This window comes from Breoghania sp. (assembly GCF_030066895.1).
Lineage (GTDB): Bacteria > Pseudomonadota > Alphaproteobacteria > Rhizobiales > Stappiaceae > Breoghania.
Map to the genome: position 1 here is coordinate 15,184 of NZ_JASJAV010000014.1, position 15,052 is coordinate 30,235.

Annotated in this window: 17 protein-coding genes; 14 read left to right on the forward strand and 3 right to left on the reverse strand. The window is 61.5% G+C overall.

Annotated features, from left to right (window positions below; all coding sequences use genetic code 11):
- The first annotated feature begins 938 nt into the window (after nt 1-938).
- The 4 genes from QNJ43_RS14350 (at nt 939) to QNJ43_RS14365 (ending at nt 4,428) form a co-directional block, all read left to right on the forward strand.
- The gene (locus QNJ43_RS14350) at nt 939-1,562 is read left to right on the forward strand and encodes a hypothetical protein (RefSeq protein ID WP_300471059.1); all 624 of its coding nucleotides are present in this window, start codon (nt 939-941) and stop codon (nt 1,560-1,562) included.
- A 150-nt stretch (nt 1,563-1,712) separates the two neighbouring features.
- Entirely contained in the window at nt 1,713-2,450 is a 738-nt protein-coding gene (locus QNJ43_RS14355; RefSeq protein WP_300471061.1) for a P-loop NTPase fold protein, read from the forward strand.
- A gap of 67 nt (nt 2,451-2,517) precedes the next feature.
- Nucleotides 2,518-2,967, forward strand: coding sequence for a P-loop NTPase fold protein (locus QNJ43_RS14360; protein ID WP_300471063.1), 450 nt, complete (start codon nt 2,518-2,520; stop codon nt 2,965-2,967).
- 12 nt (nt 2,968-2,979) lie between these two features.
- Nucleotides 2,980-4,428, forward strand: coding sequence for a PilZ domain-containing protein (locus QNJ43_RS14365; RefSeq protein WP_300471065.1), 1,449 nt, complete (start codon nt 2,980-2,982; stop codon nt 4,426-4,428).
- 27 nt (nt 4,429-4,455) lie between these two features.
- On the opposite strand, the gene msrB is transcribed toward QNJ43_RS14365, so the two are convergent.
- Nucleotides 4,456-4,878 (reverse strand): peptide-methionine (R)-S-oxide reductase MsrB, encoded by a 423-nt coding sequence (msrB, locus tag QNJ43_RS14370; protein ID WP_300471067.1) that lies wholly within the window; start codon nt 4,876-4,878, stop codon nt 4,456-4,458.
- Between the two features lie 637 nt (nt 4,879-5,515).
- Between msrB and QNJ43_RS14375 the strand changes: the two genes are divergently transcribed.
- From QNJ43_RS14375 to QNJ43_RS14410, 8 genes are all read left to right on the forward strand, one after another.
- Nucleotides 5,516-7,900 (forward strand): putative monovalent cation/H+ antiporter subunit A, encoded by a 2,385-nt coding sequence (locus tag QNJ43_RS14375; RefSeq protein ID WP_300471069.1) that lies wholly within the window; start codon nt 5,516-5,518, stop codon nt 7,898-7,900.
- Complete coding sequence (locus tag QNJ43_RS14380; protein ID WP_300471072.1) at nt 7,897-8,316, forward strand: Na+/H+ antiporter subunit B; 420 nt, start codon at nt 7,897-7,899, stop codon at nt 8,314-8,316. Before QNJ43_RS14375 ends, QNJ43_RS14380 begins: the two co-directional genes overlap by 4 nt.
- Entirely contained in the window at nt 8,316-8,693 is a 378-nt protein-coding gene (locus QNJ43_RS14385; RefSeq protein ID WP_300471073.1) for a Na+/H+ antiporter subunit C, read from the forward strand. Before QNJ43_RS14380 ends, QNJ43_RS14385 begins: the two co-directional genes overlap by 1 nt.
- A gap of 3 nt (nt 8,694-8,696) precedes the next feature.
- Nucleotides 8,697-10,304 carry a Na+/H+ antiporter subunit D gene (locus tag QNJ43_RS14390; RefSeq protein WP_300471075.1) on the forward strand — a complete coding sequence of 536 codons (1,608 nt, stop codon included), beginning with the start codon at nt 8,697-8,699 and terminating at the stop codon, nt 10,302-10,304.
- Nucleotides 10,301-10,780 (forward strand): Na+/H+ antiporter subunit E, encoded by a 480-nt coding sequence (locus QNJ43_RS14395; RefSeq protein ID WP_300471077.1) that lies wholly within the window; start codon nt 10,301-10,303, stop codon nt 10,778-10,780. Before QNJ43_RS14390 ends, QNJ43_RS14395 begins: the two co-directional genes overlap by 4 nt.
- On the forward strand, nt 10,777-11,163 hold the full coding sequence (locus QNJ43_RS14400) for a cation:proton antiporter (RefSeq protein WP_300471079.1): 387 nt from the start codon (nt 10,777-10,779) through the stop codon (nt 11,161-11,163). The genes QNJ43_RS14395 and QNJ43_RS14400 overlap by 4 nt, the downstream gene beginning before the upstream one ends.
- Entirely contained in the window at nt 11,160-11,498 is a 339-nt protein-coding gene (mnhG, locus tag QNJ43_RS14405) for a monovalent cation/H(+) antiporter subunit G (RefSeq protein WP_300471081.1), read from the forward strand. The genes QNJ43_RS14400 and mnhG overlap by 4 nt, the downstream gene beginning before the upstream one ends.
- Nucleotides 11,499-11,950: 452 nt before the next feature.
- Nucleotides 11,951-12,367 (forward strand): MucR family transcriptional regulator, encoded by a 417-nt coding sequence (locus tag QNJ43_RS14410; protein WP_300471082.1) that lies wholly within the window; start codon nt 11,951-11,953, stop codon nt 12,365-12,367.
- Nucleotides 12,368-12,542: 175 nt separating this feature from the next.
- Here the strand turns inward: QNJ43_RS14410 and QNJ43_RS14415 are convergent, their stop codons facing one another.
- A complete protein-coding gene (locus QNJ43_RS14415; RefSeq protein ID WP_300471083.1) occupies nt 12,543-12,734 on the reverse strand; it encodes a hypothetical protein in 192 nt (63 codons plus the stop codon).
- A 380-nt stretch (nt 12,735-13,114) separates the two neighbouring features.
- On the opposite strand from QNJ43_RS14415, the gene QNJ43_RS14420 reads away from it, so the two are divergent.
- Nucleotides 13,115-13,513: a helix-turn-helix domain-containing protein gene (locus tag QNJ43_RS14420; RefSeq protein WP_300471085.1), complete on the forward strand. Its 399-nt coding sequence runs from the start codon at nt 13,115-13,117 to the stop codon at nt 13,511-13,513.
- Nucleotides 13,510-14,463, forward strand: coding sequence for a DUF6456 domain-containing protein (locus QNJ43_RS14425; RefSeq protein WP_300471088.1), 954 nt, complete (start codon nt 13,510-13,512; stop codon nt 14,461-14,463). The genes QNJ43_RS14420 and QNJ43_RS14425 overlap by 4 nt, the downstream gene beginning before the upstream one ends.
- Nucleotides 14,464-14,485: 22 nt before the next feature.
- Here the strand turns inward: QNJ43_RS14425 and QNJ43_RS14430 are convergent, their stop codons facing one another.
- On the reverse strand, nt 14,486-14,875 hold the full coding sequence (locus tag QNJ43_RS14430) for a hypothetical protein (protein WP_300471090.1): 390 nt from the start codon (nt 14,873-14,875) through the stop codon (nt 14,486-14,488).
- Nucleotides 14,876-15,052: the final 177 nt, after the last annotated feature.

A 15,052-nucleotide genomic window follows, 5' to 3' on the forward strand; every position in this document is an offset into this window, starting at 1 on the left:
AAGAGTTTTGCGAGAGGACGGGCCGACAGGCCCGCCCTTTTTGCATTTGGGGCGATAGTCCGAGTGATGGCGGCGCTGCGGCGGACAAGATGACGAGCAGGCCCCGCTTGTTTCGAAGTGTGTTTCAGACAAGAGCCCGGCCCCATTACCTCTCCCATGGTGAGAGGTCGGCGCTTTGGCGCCGAGTGAGAGGTGTTGGATTCTCGGTATCCACGAGACATCCCATCTCCTCCGGCTGTCATTACCGCAAAGGCGGGGATCCCGTACCCACCGGCCTCGACCGTCGCGCGCAATTTCTCCCCTCTCTAGAATGCTGGATTTCCGCCTGCACGGGAATGACAAGCGGCGTGTTCCTTCTCTGAGTGGAAATACATAAGATATTGGCAATGCGAGAGGAGGAACGGTGGAGTCGTCATCAGAACCGGGGTCGGCATCCGAAGAGCTAGCACCGAAATTTGACCAAGACGAGTTCGAGGCGTGGCTGCGCAATCAGAAGGTCGAGGTCTTGTTCGCCATCGCGGCGTGCACCGCCCTGCGGATGATGCCAAGGCTCCATCGATGTCATGTGGCATAATAGAACTACGTCCAACCCATTGGTAATTGACCGAATTTTATTGCCGCTATTTCGGGTCTTGGCGTTGCCATGGGGTGCGGCCAAATACCCTGCTCGCGCCAGAGAGATTCTTACCTCCGCCGCCTTCACCTCCGCTGGTAACGCGGTCTCCTCCATGGCGATACTGTCTTTGCCAATATTGTCAGAGCCGCCTTCGCGGCCTCAACAACTGCCAGGGACTTTGCCTCTGGTATTGCGATCACCGATGATAATGCTAGGGGGCGCCGACGTCGCCCGTGCCTTTGCCTCTGTCCTCACTGTAGCCGACGCCGCGGCTAGAGCCGCCTTTGCCGATGATCAAGCATTCCTTGTTCACGGTGGAGCTGTGGCCGTTCTCACAGAAAGGTCGCTTTGGCCGGATAACGTGCCTTCCGCGCTATCTAGGAGCCTCGACTATCTTAAGAAAACTCTGTTCTCCCACGACCCAAACTGGCATGTCTGGACCGACTGGTACGAAGTCCGCCTGAAAGGCGTGCCGAGTGACGAAGCCCTCGAAGTTGCCCGTGTCACCTTGCCGGAACCTCTCTGGGAGCAGGGTGCTGCGGCGGTGAATGCCGAACTCCTCAACCTGACCGAGTTGGCGCGAAAGGGACCTGAGGCCGTCGAGGCCCGGATGGACGAACTACGCCGCCAATACGGCGACGATAACCCGAAAACTCCCCCTGATTCCGCCCCTGAACCCGCCGAAAGCCCCAACGTCTGGATGCTTCAGTACAAGCCGGACGAGCGCACGAAGTACTGGCTCGCGAAGGTCCGGCCGGGAGGACCGTTGTCGTGGAAGTCCGGTCGGATGGGCGTGCTGTCCGAGATCTGCGAAGGCGATCGGTCATCTATCGCCGCACGATCGAGGGAGACGATCGCGGTGGCATCACCGATATCGGTCTCGCATTGCGTCCTCCGAGGTGAAGGAGGAAGACGGCATCTGCTGGTTCCGGACCCGCGTCACTGAATTCTTCGATGAGATCCTCGTGCCTCTCGATGAGGTCCAGCGTGACGCAATGCCGGATCGAGGCTTCTAGCAGGGATCGATCCTCAAGCTGAAACCACAGGAGGCTCTGGTCACCGACGACCTCCTGCGCCGCCATGGACAGGGCCGCTGATGGGCGAGGCGCCTCTCCCACCACCATACAACCTCCAGACCGAAACCTGGTTCACGCCGGATGACGCGGAAACCGAGCATGACGATCTCGGCCGCGGTGTGCTGGCCATCGCGCTGGCCCGGAGGCTTCATCTTATCTGGTGTCGGCTGAACGGTGCGCAGCCGGGGGATATGCGAACCGAACGCTCCGTTCCTTCAAAGGGCATCGATTCCGCCTCCTGGACCGGACGGACGGAGACCAAAAACCGTTTCTTCGACCGCGATCACACCCGTGCCGCCTTCGTCCTGCACCTCGACGCGCCATGGGGCGGCGGCAAGATGACCTTCGCCAATTTACTCGCCCGCGTCCTCAACCCGACCGGATACAGCCGCGGCGCCGGCTCGTTTCTGCGCGAGCGCTGTGGGGATGCCGATATCTCTGGCGCCTTTCTCGAGGAGGAGCATCGCAACTGGCCGGAAGACGCGCGCAGACCGTGGATTGTCGTGCCGTTCAACGCCTGGCAGGCAGAACATGTCACACCGCCTTGGTGGGTGTTCTATCAAACCATCCGCCGCAAAGCATTCGACTCGGTAATCTACGAAGGTCTCGATCCTGTTGCCCCGGAGACCAAGACATCGCCGCCGGAGACCTTCCGGCAACGATCGCGTCCGCTTGTGAGCTCGCCTCTGGTGACCGGAACTCTGGTGGTGGCTTTCCAATCCGAAGGTCAAATCCTTTCTGATCACCGCGGGCATTAGCATCGCTTTGCTTTTGTGCTTGTATTTTTTTGGCATAGTCCAGGTTTTTCCAAAGGACGGCAAATCCGTGCTTGGATTTGCTTTGCCGTCAGGCAGTGGCGGGTTCGATCTGGGAACCGGCTTGGGTCTAATTCTCTCCGGCCTGACGGGCATCAGCGTATTCTGGGCGATTGGCGCGTTATTCACCGAGTCCATTCGTCCCGGCACCAACACGTTGGCCGGACGCTTGTCGCTGGGCGCGGGCGATCCGTTCGAGCGCTTCCGAAAGCATTTCTACGAAACCATGGAGCGAGTCCGTCGGCTCGTTCTGGTCGTGGTGGACGATCTCGATCGCTGCAAGCCGGAATTCATCGTAGATCTGGTGCGCGGCATGCAGACCCTACTGCGTTCGCCGCGTGTCGTCTTCGTCGTTCTCGGTGACCGCGACTGGATCGAGCGGGTCTTCGAGGTTCACCACGACAAGATGAAGGACATCAATGTTGGCTCGCAACAAACCTTCGGTTCACGGTTCGTCTAAAAGGCGATCCAGATGTCGTTCATCCTGCCCGCGCTCAACCCGAAGAACCAGGAGGGCTATGTTCGCCGCCTGCTCATGGGCGTTCGCGACGATACCCCGCCTGTGCCGGAGGATGCGGTTACTCCGCAGGAGGCGGAAGTCTGGCGGCAGGCTTTTCAGAAGGTTGCCGAAATCAAATCCGTCACCACGACGGATTTCGTCGGTATCAAAGAGGAGGTCTGGAAGGAAGTCGGTAGTGCGCAACAGGCGAGCCCGGACTTCGTCTTCGAAGCCGACTTCACGGGATCGGGGGAAGCTGGGGACGCTCCCGCGCCGAACGTGAAATTCGAGCGCTGGCTCAAGGACGAGATGACCATCCGGGCCGCGGCTTCGGAAGAGGCGGAAGCCGAGCCCTCCCACCGTCTGCTGCCGCTGGCCGATCATCTGCCCGCCAATCCGCGCCAGATTAAGCGGATCGTCAACGCGGTCACCATGTACAATGCCGTTGCCATCCAGCAGCGCGACTGGGAAAGCGACAATCCGCGCTGGTTGCAACTCGCCCGCTGGATCGTCATCATGACCGAATGGCCGAAGAGCTGGCGCGCTCTGGCGTCCTATCCCGCTTTTGCCGATCCGGTTCCCATTGCCGACGAGAAGGAGCTTGAGCAGAAGGCCGGTGCCGCGCTGAAGAATCTCGAAAGCCTGGCGGATCTTCCCGCTTCCCTGGAGCAGATCCAAGCGGAGGTCGCGCGAATTCGTAACGATGCCAACCTCTTGACGCTTGTCTCCGGCGATGTGGAGGGAAGCGGCGAGGCGCTCGACAGGGCGGCCGTGCTGGACCTTTCCACGCTTACTCCGCTTCACAGCCGCATTACCGAATCCGGGGGGACGGGGACGACGGCAAAAAGGAAGACGCCTGAGCTTTTTCCTCAAGATCAGCCCCTTCCTCAAGATCAGCCCCGCGCAAGCCCCGTGCGCTATCGGTTGGGTATGATCGAGTCGAGAATCGCCCCGCCGCATCCCCCGGCCTCATCCCGTCCGCGCGGCTCCCGCAATGCGGGGGAGGGGGCGTCCAATGGCAAGGTGATCGATCTGGTCGCCACGCGCGTGGTCCGCAGGGAGGGAAATGGCGGTATGGGGAGGAAACCCGAGCCTGGACGCGATGCGCGCCGTCATCCGCGCAAGCCGACGCGCCTGCGCATGGGCAAGATCGCCGATCTCGATGACCGCTTCGTCAGCGAATGCGTGATCCGCGATCTCTCGCCCGGCGGTGCGCGCCTCGTCCTGTCGGCCAAGATCTCGCTTCCCGCCATCATCGTGCTCTTCGATGAACTGGAGGATACGATCGTGCCCACCACGGTGCGGTGGCGGTGCGGCAACGAAACCGGCATCAACTTCGATGTACCGCCCGCCAAGCTGAAGCATTTCCGCTTAAGCCGTCTGCGCTCGCTCGCCCATCGGTATTATGTGGTCGACGACTGAGGTGCGAACAGGCGCAATGCTTGACGTCTAGTCCCCTTGTTCGTCGTCGGGAGCGAAGTCGAGTGCCAGCCCGTTCGTGCAATAGCGGCGTCCCGTCGGGCGCGGCCCGTCGGGGAAAACGTGCCCCAGATGTGCATCGCAGCGTGCGCAGCGGATTTCCGTGCGCCGCATGAACAGGGAATTGTCGTCGAATTCGGCGATGGCATCCTTGTCGAGCGGGTCATAGAAGCTCGGCCAGCCCGATCCGGATTCGTATTTGGTCTGGGAGGGGAACAAGTCCGCCCCGCAGCACACGCACTTGTAGATGCCCGCGCGCTTTTCGTTGAGGTAGGGGCCCGTCCCTGCACGTTCGGTTCTATGCTGGCGGGTGACCGCATATTGATCCGCGCTCAGCCGATCCCGCCATTCGGCATCACTGAGTACCACCTTGTCCTTCGTGTCGCTGCTCATGTCGGGCGCTCCTGTGTCGGCGGCGTCTTCGTCCCAATATTTAGAATTGGCGACGTATACGGCAATAGTCGCGATCGTGGTTTTGCGGCAGCAGGTTCCGTTGCGGATGCGCGCCTGTGTCGTATGCTGCGAGCTTCCTTTGGGACGGAGTGGGCTTTCTTAGCGAATTGACTTCGGATTATCTTCTTTCAGAAAGATCTCCCGCGAATCACGAAACGGGCCATTTTAAACTCTGCTGACGAAAGGTCAGCGTTCACAAACCGCTTGTTCAGATAAACATGAAATAGCATGTCTGGTCGGCAACTTGCACTTTTCTCATCCGACGTATATCGAAACGGTGACTTAGTCGCGAGAGTCTTGTCGATGGTGCGCGATTCGGAGGGGAAAGGCGCCGCCGGGCGTTGATTGATCGGCGACGGGTGGTCTTTAACGCCAGGCCCGTGAAGAAACTCGCAGTGCGAGTGTTAAGTGAAGGGGTCGATCGGCGGACCCACGTGATGATGAGCCTGCGTCGGCAGAGTCATGTGTGGGATCCGGACTTCGGATCTACTTTGGAGGACCCGCGAACCGGGTCCACGTGTGGGGTTCACGATACGGACTCAAGTGACGGGTCTGCTCGACGGACCAAGGGACGGGTATGGCGCTATTCGGGGTTGATGAAACGGTCATTGCGGTATTGGCGCCGTTTGCCGCGGCCCTTGTCGCACCGACCGCGGTGCGTATGTTCTGGCACAATGCTGCCTGGCTTCTGGCAATTGTCCCGGCTTTGGTTTTCCTCCACTTCTTCAGCTATGTCGGAGCGGTTTCTCAAGGTCAGACCTTCGAAGAAGGCTTTGCCTGGGTTCGGGGATACGGTGTCAATTTCACCTTTTACCTCGACGGGCTCGCGGTTCTCTTCGCGCTGATCGTTTCCGGCATTGGCACGCTGATCATTCTCTACGCCGGCGGCTACATGAAAGGACACCCCCAGCAAGGGCGGTTCATGTCCTTCCTGTTCCTGTTCATGGGCTCCATGCTCGGCGTGGTCACTGGCTCCAATCTTTTGACGCTGTTCATCTTCTGGGAGCTGACCTCGATCACCTCCTTCCTGCTGATCGGCTTTGATCACCTGCTCGCCGCCTCCCGGCGCGCCGCTATGCAGGCGCTGGTGGTCACCGGCGGCGGCGGCCTGGCGTTGCTGGCCGGCCTGCTGATGATCATGAATGTGACCGGCGAAACGGAGATGTCGAACGTCATCGTCTCCGGCGAGGCGCTGCGCAACAGTTCGCTCTACATACCGATCCTGATCATGGTGCTGCTCGGTGCCTTCACCAAGTCGGCCCAGTTCCCGTTCCATTTCTGGCTGCCCAACGCCATGGAGGCACCGACGCCGGTCTCTGCCTTCCTGCATTCCGCCACCATGGTGAAGGCGGGCGTCTACCTGCTGATGCGGCTCAATCCGGTGCTCGGCGATACCGCGGCCTGGATTACAATCCTGCCGTTCTTCGGCGGCCTCACGCTTCTGGTGGGCACGCTTCTCGCCGTGCGCCAGACCGATCTGAAACTGATCCTGGCCTATACGACGGTCGCCTCGCTCGGCCTTCTCGTCATGCTGACGGGGGCGGGCAGCGAGGTCGCGATCGAAGGCGCGGTAATCTATCTCTTCGCCCACGCGCTGTTCAAGGGCTCGCTCTTCATGGTGGCCGGGCTCGTCGATCACGAGTGTGGCACGCGCGATCTCATGCGGCTGGGCGGTTTGCGCAAGGCAATGCCGATCACCTTCCTCGCCGCCGTGCTGGCCGCGCTGTCGATGGGTGGTCTGCCGCCCTTCATCGGCTTCATCGGCAAGGAGATGCTCTATGACGGCACCTGGAACCTGGCCGACAATGCACTTCTGTTGACCGTCGTGGCCGTCCTCGGCAACGGGCTGATGCTCGCGGCCGCCTTCGGGGTCGCTTTCAAACCCTTCCTCGGTGCGCCGACCAAGACGCCCAAGCACGCCCATGAAGGGCCCGTCCTGATGTGGCTCGGTCCTTTGACGCTGGCCTTCTGCGGTCTGGCGGCGGCCGTCGGTATCGGCTGGACGGGCGGAAGCCTGATCGCGCCGATGGCTGGTGCTCCGGTGCATGGCGATTATCACCTGATCCCGGCGCATATCAGCGCGCCGTTCTACCTGTCGCTGATCACCATCGCGCTCGGCCTCTTCATCTTCTGTCGGCTTGATGCCGTGCGGCAGATCATGGCGCGGGTGCTGAAGGCGATCGGCTGGGGCCCGGATCGCGGCTTCGACCAGTTCATCAGTCTGGTGGTACGCTTTGCGGGCGTATTCACGGCCATCGTCCAGCCGGGCAAGATGCAGGTCTACATGAACACGGTCTTCGTCGTCGTGGCGCTTGCCTTACTGGTGCCCATGGGGCTTTACGGCGAGGCGCCGTCCATGCCGGCCATGCCGGACTTCCACTTCTACGAGTGGCTGGTTCTGGCGTTGATCGTGATGGGCGTCATCGCGGTGCTCGTCGCGCGCACGCGCCTGATCGCCATTGTCTCGCTGGGCATTCAGGGCTTCGCGGTCGCCGTTCTCTACATGCTGTTCGGCGCGCCGGACCTGTCGTTCACGCAGTTCATGGTCGAAACCCTGTCGGTCGTGATCCTCGCGCTCGTCATGACGCGGCTCAACCTGAGCGCCCACGACAACCGACCCTTCCGCGAGACGATCTCTCACGCGGTCATCGCGATCGCCGGCGGCATCGGCTTCGGTGCGCTGCTGCTGGCCGTCACCCAGGTGCCCTTCGACAGCCGCTTGTCCGATTTCTTCGCCGCCAATTCCCGTGTGGTGGCGCACGGTCGCAACATCGTCAACGTGATCATCGTGGACTTCCGCGGATTTGATACGATGGGCGAGATTTCGGTCGTGATGATCACGGGACTTGCCATCCTGGCGCTGATCCGTGTTCGCAAGCGCGGAGGCAAGAAAGAGGAGACGCCGCCGGGTGATGGATCGCTCGCCCCCGTTTCCGATGCAAAGCCGGAGGTAGCCCCGTGAATACGGTCATCTTCCGAACCGTCGCCCCGTTTCTTACCGCGCTGATGGTCCTGTTCTCGATTTTCGTTCTGCTGCGTGGACACAACGAGCCCGGTGGCGGCTTCATCGGAGGTCTGATTGCGGCCTCCGCCTTCGCCATCTACGGCATCGCCTGCGGCGTGCAGCCGGTGCGCCGGGCGCTCCGCGTCCACCCCATGAGCCTGTCGGCCTTCGGCCTCCTGCTGGCCTGCCTGTCGGGATTGCCGTCGTTCTTCTCCCATGTCGGCTTTCTCACGGCTCACTGGGTTTATCCGGAGGTCTTCGGCGTCGATCTGGCCCTGTCGACCGTGATAGTCTTCGATACCGGCGTCTATTTCGTCGTGTTCGGGTCGATCACCTCGATCGCCCTCGCCCTTGAAGAAAGGGAGTCGGACTGATGGAAGCCGGTTTTGCCGTTCTGATTGCCTTCATCTTCGCCGCGAGCATCTACCTGATGCTGGCGCGCCAGTTGATCCGCATCCTCCTCGGCATCTCGATCCTGTCCAACGCGGTCAATCTTCTGATCTTCACCGCGGGACGCCTGGAGCGCGAGGTGCCGCCGGTCATTCCCAACAGCTCGTTGGTTTCGGTCGGCGTGACCGCCAATCCGTTGCCGCAGGCGCTGATCCTGACGGCGATCGTGATTTCGTTTTCCGTCTTCGCCTTCCTGCTGGTGCTGGCTTTCCGCACCTATCAGGATCTGGGCACCGATGACGCCAACGAGATGCGCGTCGCCGAGCCCAAGGGCGACTTCAAGCCGCCGATCGGGTACTGAGCAATGGCGGTGACAGATCACACGGTAGATGTTTCTCATGCGATGATCAGCACCCCGGTCCCGCCGGGCGATTGGCTGGTCGTCACCCCGATCATCATCACGGTGCTTGGCGGCGTCGTCTGCCTGATGCTGCGCAAGCACACCAAAATCCAGCCGCGCATCGCCATCGCGACGCTGGCTCTGTTGATGCTCTCCAATTTCGGATTGCTGGCCCGCGTGCTCGACAAGGGCGTCGTCACCATGGTCATGGGCCAGTGGCTGCCGCCCTACGGCATCGCCTTCTCGGTCGATGCCACCGGCGCGATCCTGGCGTTGATCGCCTCCATCGTGGCCTTCGCCACGGCGCTTTACGGCGTCGGCGACAGTGACGCGACCGCGCGACGATACGGGTTCTACCCGTTCCTGATGCTGCTGATGACCAGCGTGTCCGGCACCTTCCTCACCGGGGATATCTTCAATCTCTATGTGTGGTTCGAGGTGCTGCTGATCTCGTCCTTCGGGCTCCTGATCCTGGGCTCCGACAAGGCGCAGCTCGACGGCGCGGTGAAATACGGCATCCTGAACCTGATCGCCACGACGCTGTTCCTGATCGCCACGGGCTATCTCTACGGGCTCATCGGCACGCTCAACATGGCCGATATTCCGCGCTCCGTCCTGACCCTGCCGGACAAGGCGCCGATCACCACCGTCGCGATGCTCTATTTGCTGGCCTTCGGCATGAAGGCGGCGGCCTTCCCGGTGAACTTCTGGCTGCCGGCCTCCTACCACACGCCGCGCATCGCTGTCGCGGGTGTCTTCGCGGGTCTTCTCACCAAGGTCGGCATCTACGCGCTGATGCGCACCATGGTGATGCTGCTGCCCGTTCATCACGCGATGCTGTCGGGCGTTCTGGCGGTCGTCGCCGTCGCCACGATGATTTCGGGCGTCCTGGGTGCCATGGCCCAGTCGGATCTGCGCCGCGCGCTCGGCTATCTGGTCATCTCCGGTATCGGCTCGATGCTGGCCGGTATCGCCGTTTCCACGACGCTCGCGCTGACCGGTACGATCCTCTATGCGATCCACTCCATCATCGTGATGACGGGACTCTATTTCGTCACCGGCATGGCGGTGCGCATAAGCGACACCTTCGCGCTGAGAAAGCTCGGCGGGCTTTATGGCAAGAGCCCGCTGCTGGCTCTGGCCTTCTTCATTCTGGCCATGTCGCTTTCCGGGCTGCCGCCCACCTCCGGCTTCTGGGCCAAGGTGGTGCTTGTGGATGCGGCGCTGAAGGCCGGTTCGCCGTGGCTGGCCGGGTCCATTCTCGTGACCGGGTTCCTGACCACGATCGCATTGACGCGCATCGGTCTCTATGCCTTCTGGCGTGGCGGGCCGGAAGGCACGCCCGATGGAACGGCCTTCGCCTACGCACAAAGCCATGAGGTCGCCACCCCCGACGTGTCCGCCGCCTATACGGGCATGTGGCTGGCGCTCGGCTTGCTGGTCGGTTTGTCCCTGTTCATCGGTGTTGCGCCGAACGGTCTGGTTGCCATCGCCAAGACTGGCGTCGCCGGCCTGATCGATCCCAGCGGCTATATCGGATCCGTATTCGGCTCCACTGGAGGCCAGCTATGATTGCCATCTTCCTCATCAACATCCTGATGGCGTTGGCTTGGGGGGTGATGACCGGATCCTTTGCCTTCGTCAACCTGGCCTTCGGCTTCATTCTCTCCTCGGCCGTGCTCTACACGATCCGCGAACAGATCGGGACGGGCGGCTATTTCCGCCGTGTCGGTCGGGTGGCCAGCTTGGCGGGACTCTTCTTCTACGAATTGGTTCTGTCGGCCTGTCGCGTGGCGAAGATCGTGCTCACGCCCGATATCTCGTATCTGCGCCCCAGTATCCTCGCCTATCCGCTGACGGTGGACCGGGATTTCGAGATCACGCTCCTGGCCAATCTCATCACGCTGACGCCGGGCACCTTGTCTGTTGACGTGTCGCAGGACCGCAAGGTCCTCTATGTCCACGCGCTGAACGCGCCGGACCCGCAAAGTGTGATCGACGAGATCCACGAAGGATTCGAGCGCAAGATCCTGGAGGCGTTCCGATGATCGACGGCGGACCCTTTCTGGAAGTCTGCATCCACATCGCGTTGGGTGTGATGTCGCTTGCGTTCCTGTTCACGGTCTATCGGATCGTCACGGGGCCGACCTTCCCCGACCGCTTCGTCGCGTTGGACATGCTGGTGACGGTGGGGATCGGCTTCATCGCGGTGATCGGCGTGAAGACGGACTTCTACCTCTATCTCGATATCGCGATTGCGCTCGGGCTGGTCGGCTTTCTGGCGACCGTCGCCTTCGCGCGTTTCCTGCTGAACCGCGGGCTTGCCGGTGATGCCGCAATCACCGCGGAAACGCACCGCGAGCCGCAATCGACCCAGCTCGTGCACGGTTCCGTCGCGACGGCTGATTCGGCAAAGGAGGGGCGGTCATGATTTCCATCATCGTCGGTTGCGCGCTGGTCGTGGGGTCGCTCTTCTGCCTGACCGCCTCGCTGGGCCTCATGCGCTTCAAGGACGTCTACATGCGCATGCATGCGGCCAGTAAGGCCGGAACGCTGGGCTCCGGCGTTCTGCTGCTGGCGCTCGCCGTTCACGCGGGCGAACTGGACGTGGTGACGCGCGCGGTTGCCGGCGTCATCTTCTTCATGTTGACGGCGCCGATCTCCTCCCACCTTCTGGCGCGCGCCGCCTACGTGGTCGGCTACAAGCCCTGCGATATCACCGAGCTTGATGAATTCGCAAAAGCCCAGGACGGCAAAAAACAGTAACCTTTGGTGCGTTTTTTTCCACCTGCGGTTTTGGTCATCAGAATTTCTCCGTTTTTCCTTGCTTTTGTTTGGCCGCCGCGATTTGTGGCGGCCTCTTATCTGGAACATCCGGAAACCGGTGCGTCATCGCACGCGGGCACGGAGGTCGTGTATCTTACCGTGGGTGATACCCGTACAGTTTCTTGGCAAATGTAACCGCTGATATAGCGTGAACAGGGATACACAGGCACATGCGGCAAATCAATTGAATTAGCGACCAGTATTTTAATATTTTTTGTTGTTATTAGCGGTATCAATGTATATAAACTTGCGTCGAGTTTTCGAGAGTTCGGAATCGAATTTCAGCCTAGTATCCGTCGAAGTCGGTTTTTCCAGGCGACCACGACAGTCAGTGTCGACGCCAGAATCTCTATGTTTAAAAAGCAAAAAGTCAGACAACAAACGGGTGAAAGATGACGGAAAATGCGACTGACGACAACCTAATCGACCTGACAGCCGACATTGTCTCCGCTTATGTGAGCAACAATACCGTTCCGGCGACGGATCTTCCTCAGCTGATCAATGAAGTCTATGTCGCGCTACAAAAGACGAGCGGCGCCGTGACCGAGCCTGAGCCCGAGCCGCTGAAGCCTGCTGTTCCCATCAAGAAGTCGGTCACGCCCGACTATATTATCTGTCTTGAAGACGGTAAGCAGTTTAAGTCGCTCAAGCGCCACCTGCGTACGCATTACGACATGACTCCGGAAGAATACCGTGAGAAGTGGGGCCTGCCGGCCGACTATCCGATGGTTGCGCCGAACTACGCGGCCGCGCGCTCCAACCTTGCCAAGAAGATGGGTCTGGGCCAGCAGCGTCGCCGCGGCAAGTAAGCCAACGCCACAAGACGGGGGTCCGGCCGTACCTCCCGAGTGCCGGATGTCTGGCTATCGTGAAGAAAAGGCCGCAGCGATCATCGCTGCGGCCTTTTCTTGTTTTGGGGCCCTTGGTTTACGCGGCTCAGCGCGGCTGCGCCGGGGCTCCGGTGTCGCGAGCCCCAAGACCTGGTCAGTGGGTGCTCAGAAGCGCGCGCTCGGCCCGGTAGGCCTGCATCAGCGCGATGTGGCGATTGAGATCGTAGGTCCAGTGCCCCGCTCGTCCGTGCCGCCTCTCACCGCGAAGCGCCTTGGCGAGACGCGAGACGAGCGACGATTGCCCGCTGGGCCGCCTCGCTATCCGTCTCCTTCTCACCGGATCCATCTGCGTTGTGATTGTTCGCGTTCCGCCTGTCGGGCAGCAGCCGCGCCAGAGTGCGCAACCGCAACGCCGCCTGGCCCGCCTCGTCCCCGTTGCGCGTCGACATGTCCGCGCCGGTTCCATTCCCTGTGCCGTCTCGGCGTTTGCCTGACATCGCCCGATAGACCTCCTGCTGACGTTTCTCTTCAGCATGGCATGGGGCGAAAGGGCGGGAATAAAGCTGTTTGGGAGGGGGAATACGGTGTCTGCCAAAGACAATCCCGAGTTAACCAAAGCAGGAAACTTATCCCCAGTACTATCAGTCGTTCTAACAGAATATAGGTATAAATTCCTAAATTTAAGTTGCAATTGCCAATTGTATTTTGAACGAGAGGAGGGGCTCGATGACGAGCGGGCATTTCGAAATTTCAGCGCCCGGTATTTGCGGGGGAACGGTGCAGCCTGCGTTGATGGAGAACGCGATGAGCTGTCACCTGATTCAGGTCACGGTTGTGGCTGTTTTTGGCATTGCATCGGACATGCTCAAGGCGCCGACGCGTTCTCGCGCTCCCGTGGCGTTTGCCCGGCAGGTTGCCATGTACGTCGCCTATGTCAGTTTCGGACTGTCCCTGACCGAGGTTGGCCGCCTGTTCGGTCGCGATCGCACGACGGCGGGCTATGTCTGCCGCACGGTGGAGGATCGGCGCGACGATCCGGCCTTCGACGGCATGGTGACCGCGATCGAGCACGTTGTCTGCGCCTGCCGTCAGGCCGCCGACAGCCGCTGGGAGACGTTGAATTGAGCCGTGTCGCGCAACGTGACCGGGCCCCGGCGGCGAAGCCCGCTCAAGGGTCGGGAAATACGGGCTGCGCCGCTCTCACCAAGGGGGCACGGCCGCTCACGGGAGGATTGAGCGAGCGGGAGGCCGGCCGCATGACCATCCGGTTGTTGAAGGCACTGGTCGGCTCCTCAGCGCTCCGCTGCATTGATGCGGAAACGGTGCGCCTGACGTTTTGCGGGGCGTCCGGAGAGCTTTCCCGCAGCGTTGAGGTTCCCCTAGCCCTTTACCGGCGCATGATGGTCGATGGATTGCTGAGCAAGGCGCGTGACGGGCGTGTGAGCGTGAGTGCGGAGGGGCGCGGCTGGTTGCGCCGTGCCCTGTCGCACGGAGACGCCTTCACCGAACAGCATCGCGAGACCGTACGCACCACCGCGAGTGACGGGGAGGGGGCCGCTTCTGCGGTGACTATCGATCTCTCTGAAAGCCCGCTCGCGTGGCTTGCAAGCCGGCGACGGGCGGACGGATGCTCCTGGATCTCCGCAACCCAACTTGCCGCCGGAGAGCGTTTGCGGCGCGATGACACGTGCGGTTGGCTGATGGCCCGCGTCACGGCGGACTGGAGCGATAACCCTCACCGGGCGGGCAAGTGGTCGGGCGGTCGCGGCGGGATCGAGGATTTGAGCGATGCGGCGCTTGATGCGCGCGACCGCGTCCACCGGGCGCTATCGGATGTGGGGCCGGAACTGTGCGGCGTCCTCGTCGATGTCTGTTGCGAATTGCAGGGGTTGGAGGCGCTGGAGCGGCGCCACGCATGGCCTGCGCGCTCGGCCAAGCTGGCACTGTCGGGCCTCGCCCGCCACTACGGGTTGGAAGAGGGCGTCACAGGGCCTGAGTGCGGGCGCATGCGCCATTGGGGTGGGCAGGATTACCGCCCGCGCATCGGTGTTGCAGGAGATGGCGAGGCGCCCTAGGCGCCCGCCCGCTTTCGCGCCATTAGTGACCGCCGTGGCTCTTCGGCTTTGGTGCCAGCCAAGGCAGCAGGGCTGCGAACAGGAAGACGATGGTGATCACGCCGAACATGTTGAGGGTGGCGAGCAACACGCTTTGATGGGAGACCATCTGCGTCAGGCTCGCCACCGCCGAACTTTGTGACATGCCTCCCTCGACCATCTGCGAGATCATCCCGTTGACGTTCGGCATGGAGTTGACCAGTTCGTTCTGGTTGGCGCGCGCCGCGTTCTGCCAGCTTGCCTGCACCAGCGATGTGGCAAACGCGCCGGACAGTGTTCGCATGAAGTTGGAAAGATCGGCCGCATTGGCCTGTTCATGCGGCTCCACGGTGGCGAGCGCCAGATCTGTCACCGGCACGAAGAACATCACCATGAACGGCCCCGTGAGCAGCGTCGGTCACGCCATCTGCCAGAAGGTGACCTGGCCGTTGAAGTCCATGCGCTAGGCCGTCATCGCACCGAGCCCGAGAATGCCCGTGGTCAGGATGATGCGCGGATCAATGACCTCGTTGGTCTTGCCGACGATGGGCGCCGATATGAGCGCAAGGAT

Coding starts and splice junctions, on each gene's coding strand:
- QNJ43_RS14415 (WP_300471083.1), bottom strand. CDS start 12,734: ATGGATCCGGTGAGAAGGAGACGGATAGCGAGGCGGCCCAGCGGGCAA.
- QNJ43_RS14390 (WP_300471075.1), top strand. CDS start 8,697: ATGGCGGTGACAGATCACACGGTAGATGTTTCTCATGCGATGATCAGC.
- QNJ43_RS14430 (WP_300471090.1), bottom strand. CDS start 14,875: ATGGTGATGTTCTTCGTGCCGGTGACAGATCTGGCGCTCGCCACCGTG.
- mnhG (WP_300471081.1), top strand. CDS start 11,160: ATGATTTCCATCATCGTCGGTTGCGCGCTGGTCGTGGGGTCGCTCTTC.
- QNJ43_RS14400 (WP_300471079.1), top strand. CDS start 10,777: ATGATCGACGGCGGACCCTTTCTGGAAGTCTGCATCCACATCGCGTTG.
- QNJ43_RS14355 (WP_300471061.1), top strand. CDS start 1,713: ATGGGCGAGGCGCCTCTCCCACCACCATACAACCTCCAGACCGAAACC.
- QNJ43_RS14410 (WP_300471082.1), top strand. CDS start 11,951: ATGACGGAAAATGCGACTGACGACAACCTAATCGACCTGACAGCCGAC.
- msrB (WP_300471067.1), bottom strand. CDS start 4,878: ATGAGCAGCGACACGAAGGACAAGGTGGTACTCAGTGATGCCGAATGG.
- QNJ43_RS14385 (WP_300471073.1), top strand. CDS start 8,316: ATGGAAGCCGGTTTTGCCGTTCTGATTGCCTTCATCTTCGCCGCGAGC.
- QNJ43_RS14420 (WP_300471085.1), top strand. CDS start 13,115: ATGACGAGCGGGCATTTCGAAATTTCAGCGCCCGGTATTTGCGGGGGA.
- QNJ43_RS14395 (WP_300471077.1), top strand. CDS start 10,301: ATGATTGCCATCTTCCTCATCAACATCCTGATGGCGTTGGCTTGGGGG.
- QNJ43_RS14375 (WP_300471069.1), top strand. CDS start 5,516: ATGGCGCTATTCGGGGTTGATGAAACGGTCATTGCGGTATTGGCGCCG.
- QNJ43_RS14365 (WP_300471065.1), top strand. CDS start 2,980: ATGTCGTTCATCCTGCCCGCGCTCAACCCGAAGAACCAGGAGGGCTAT.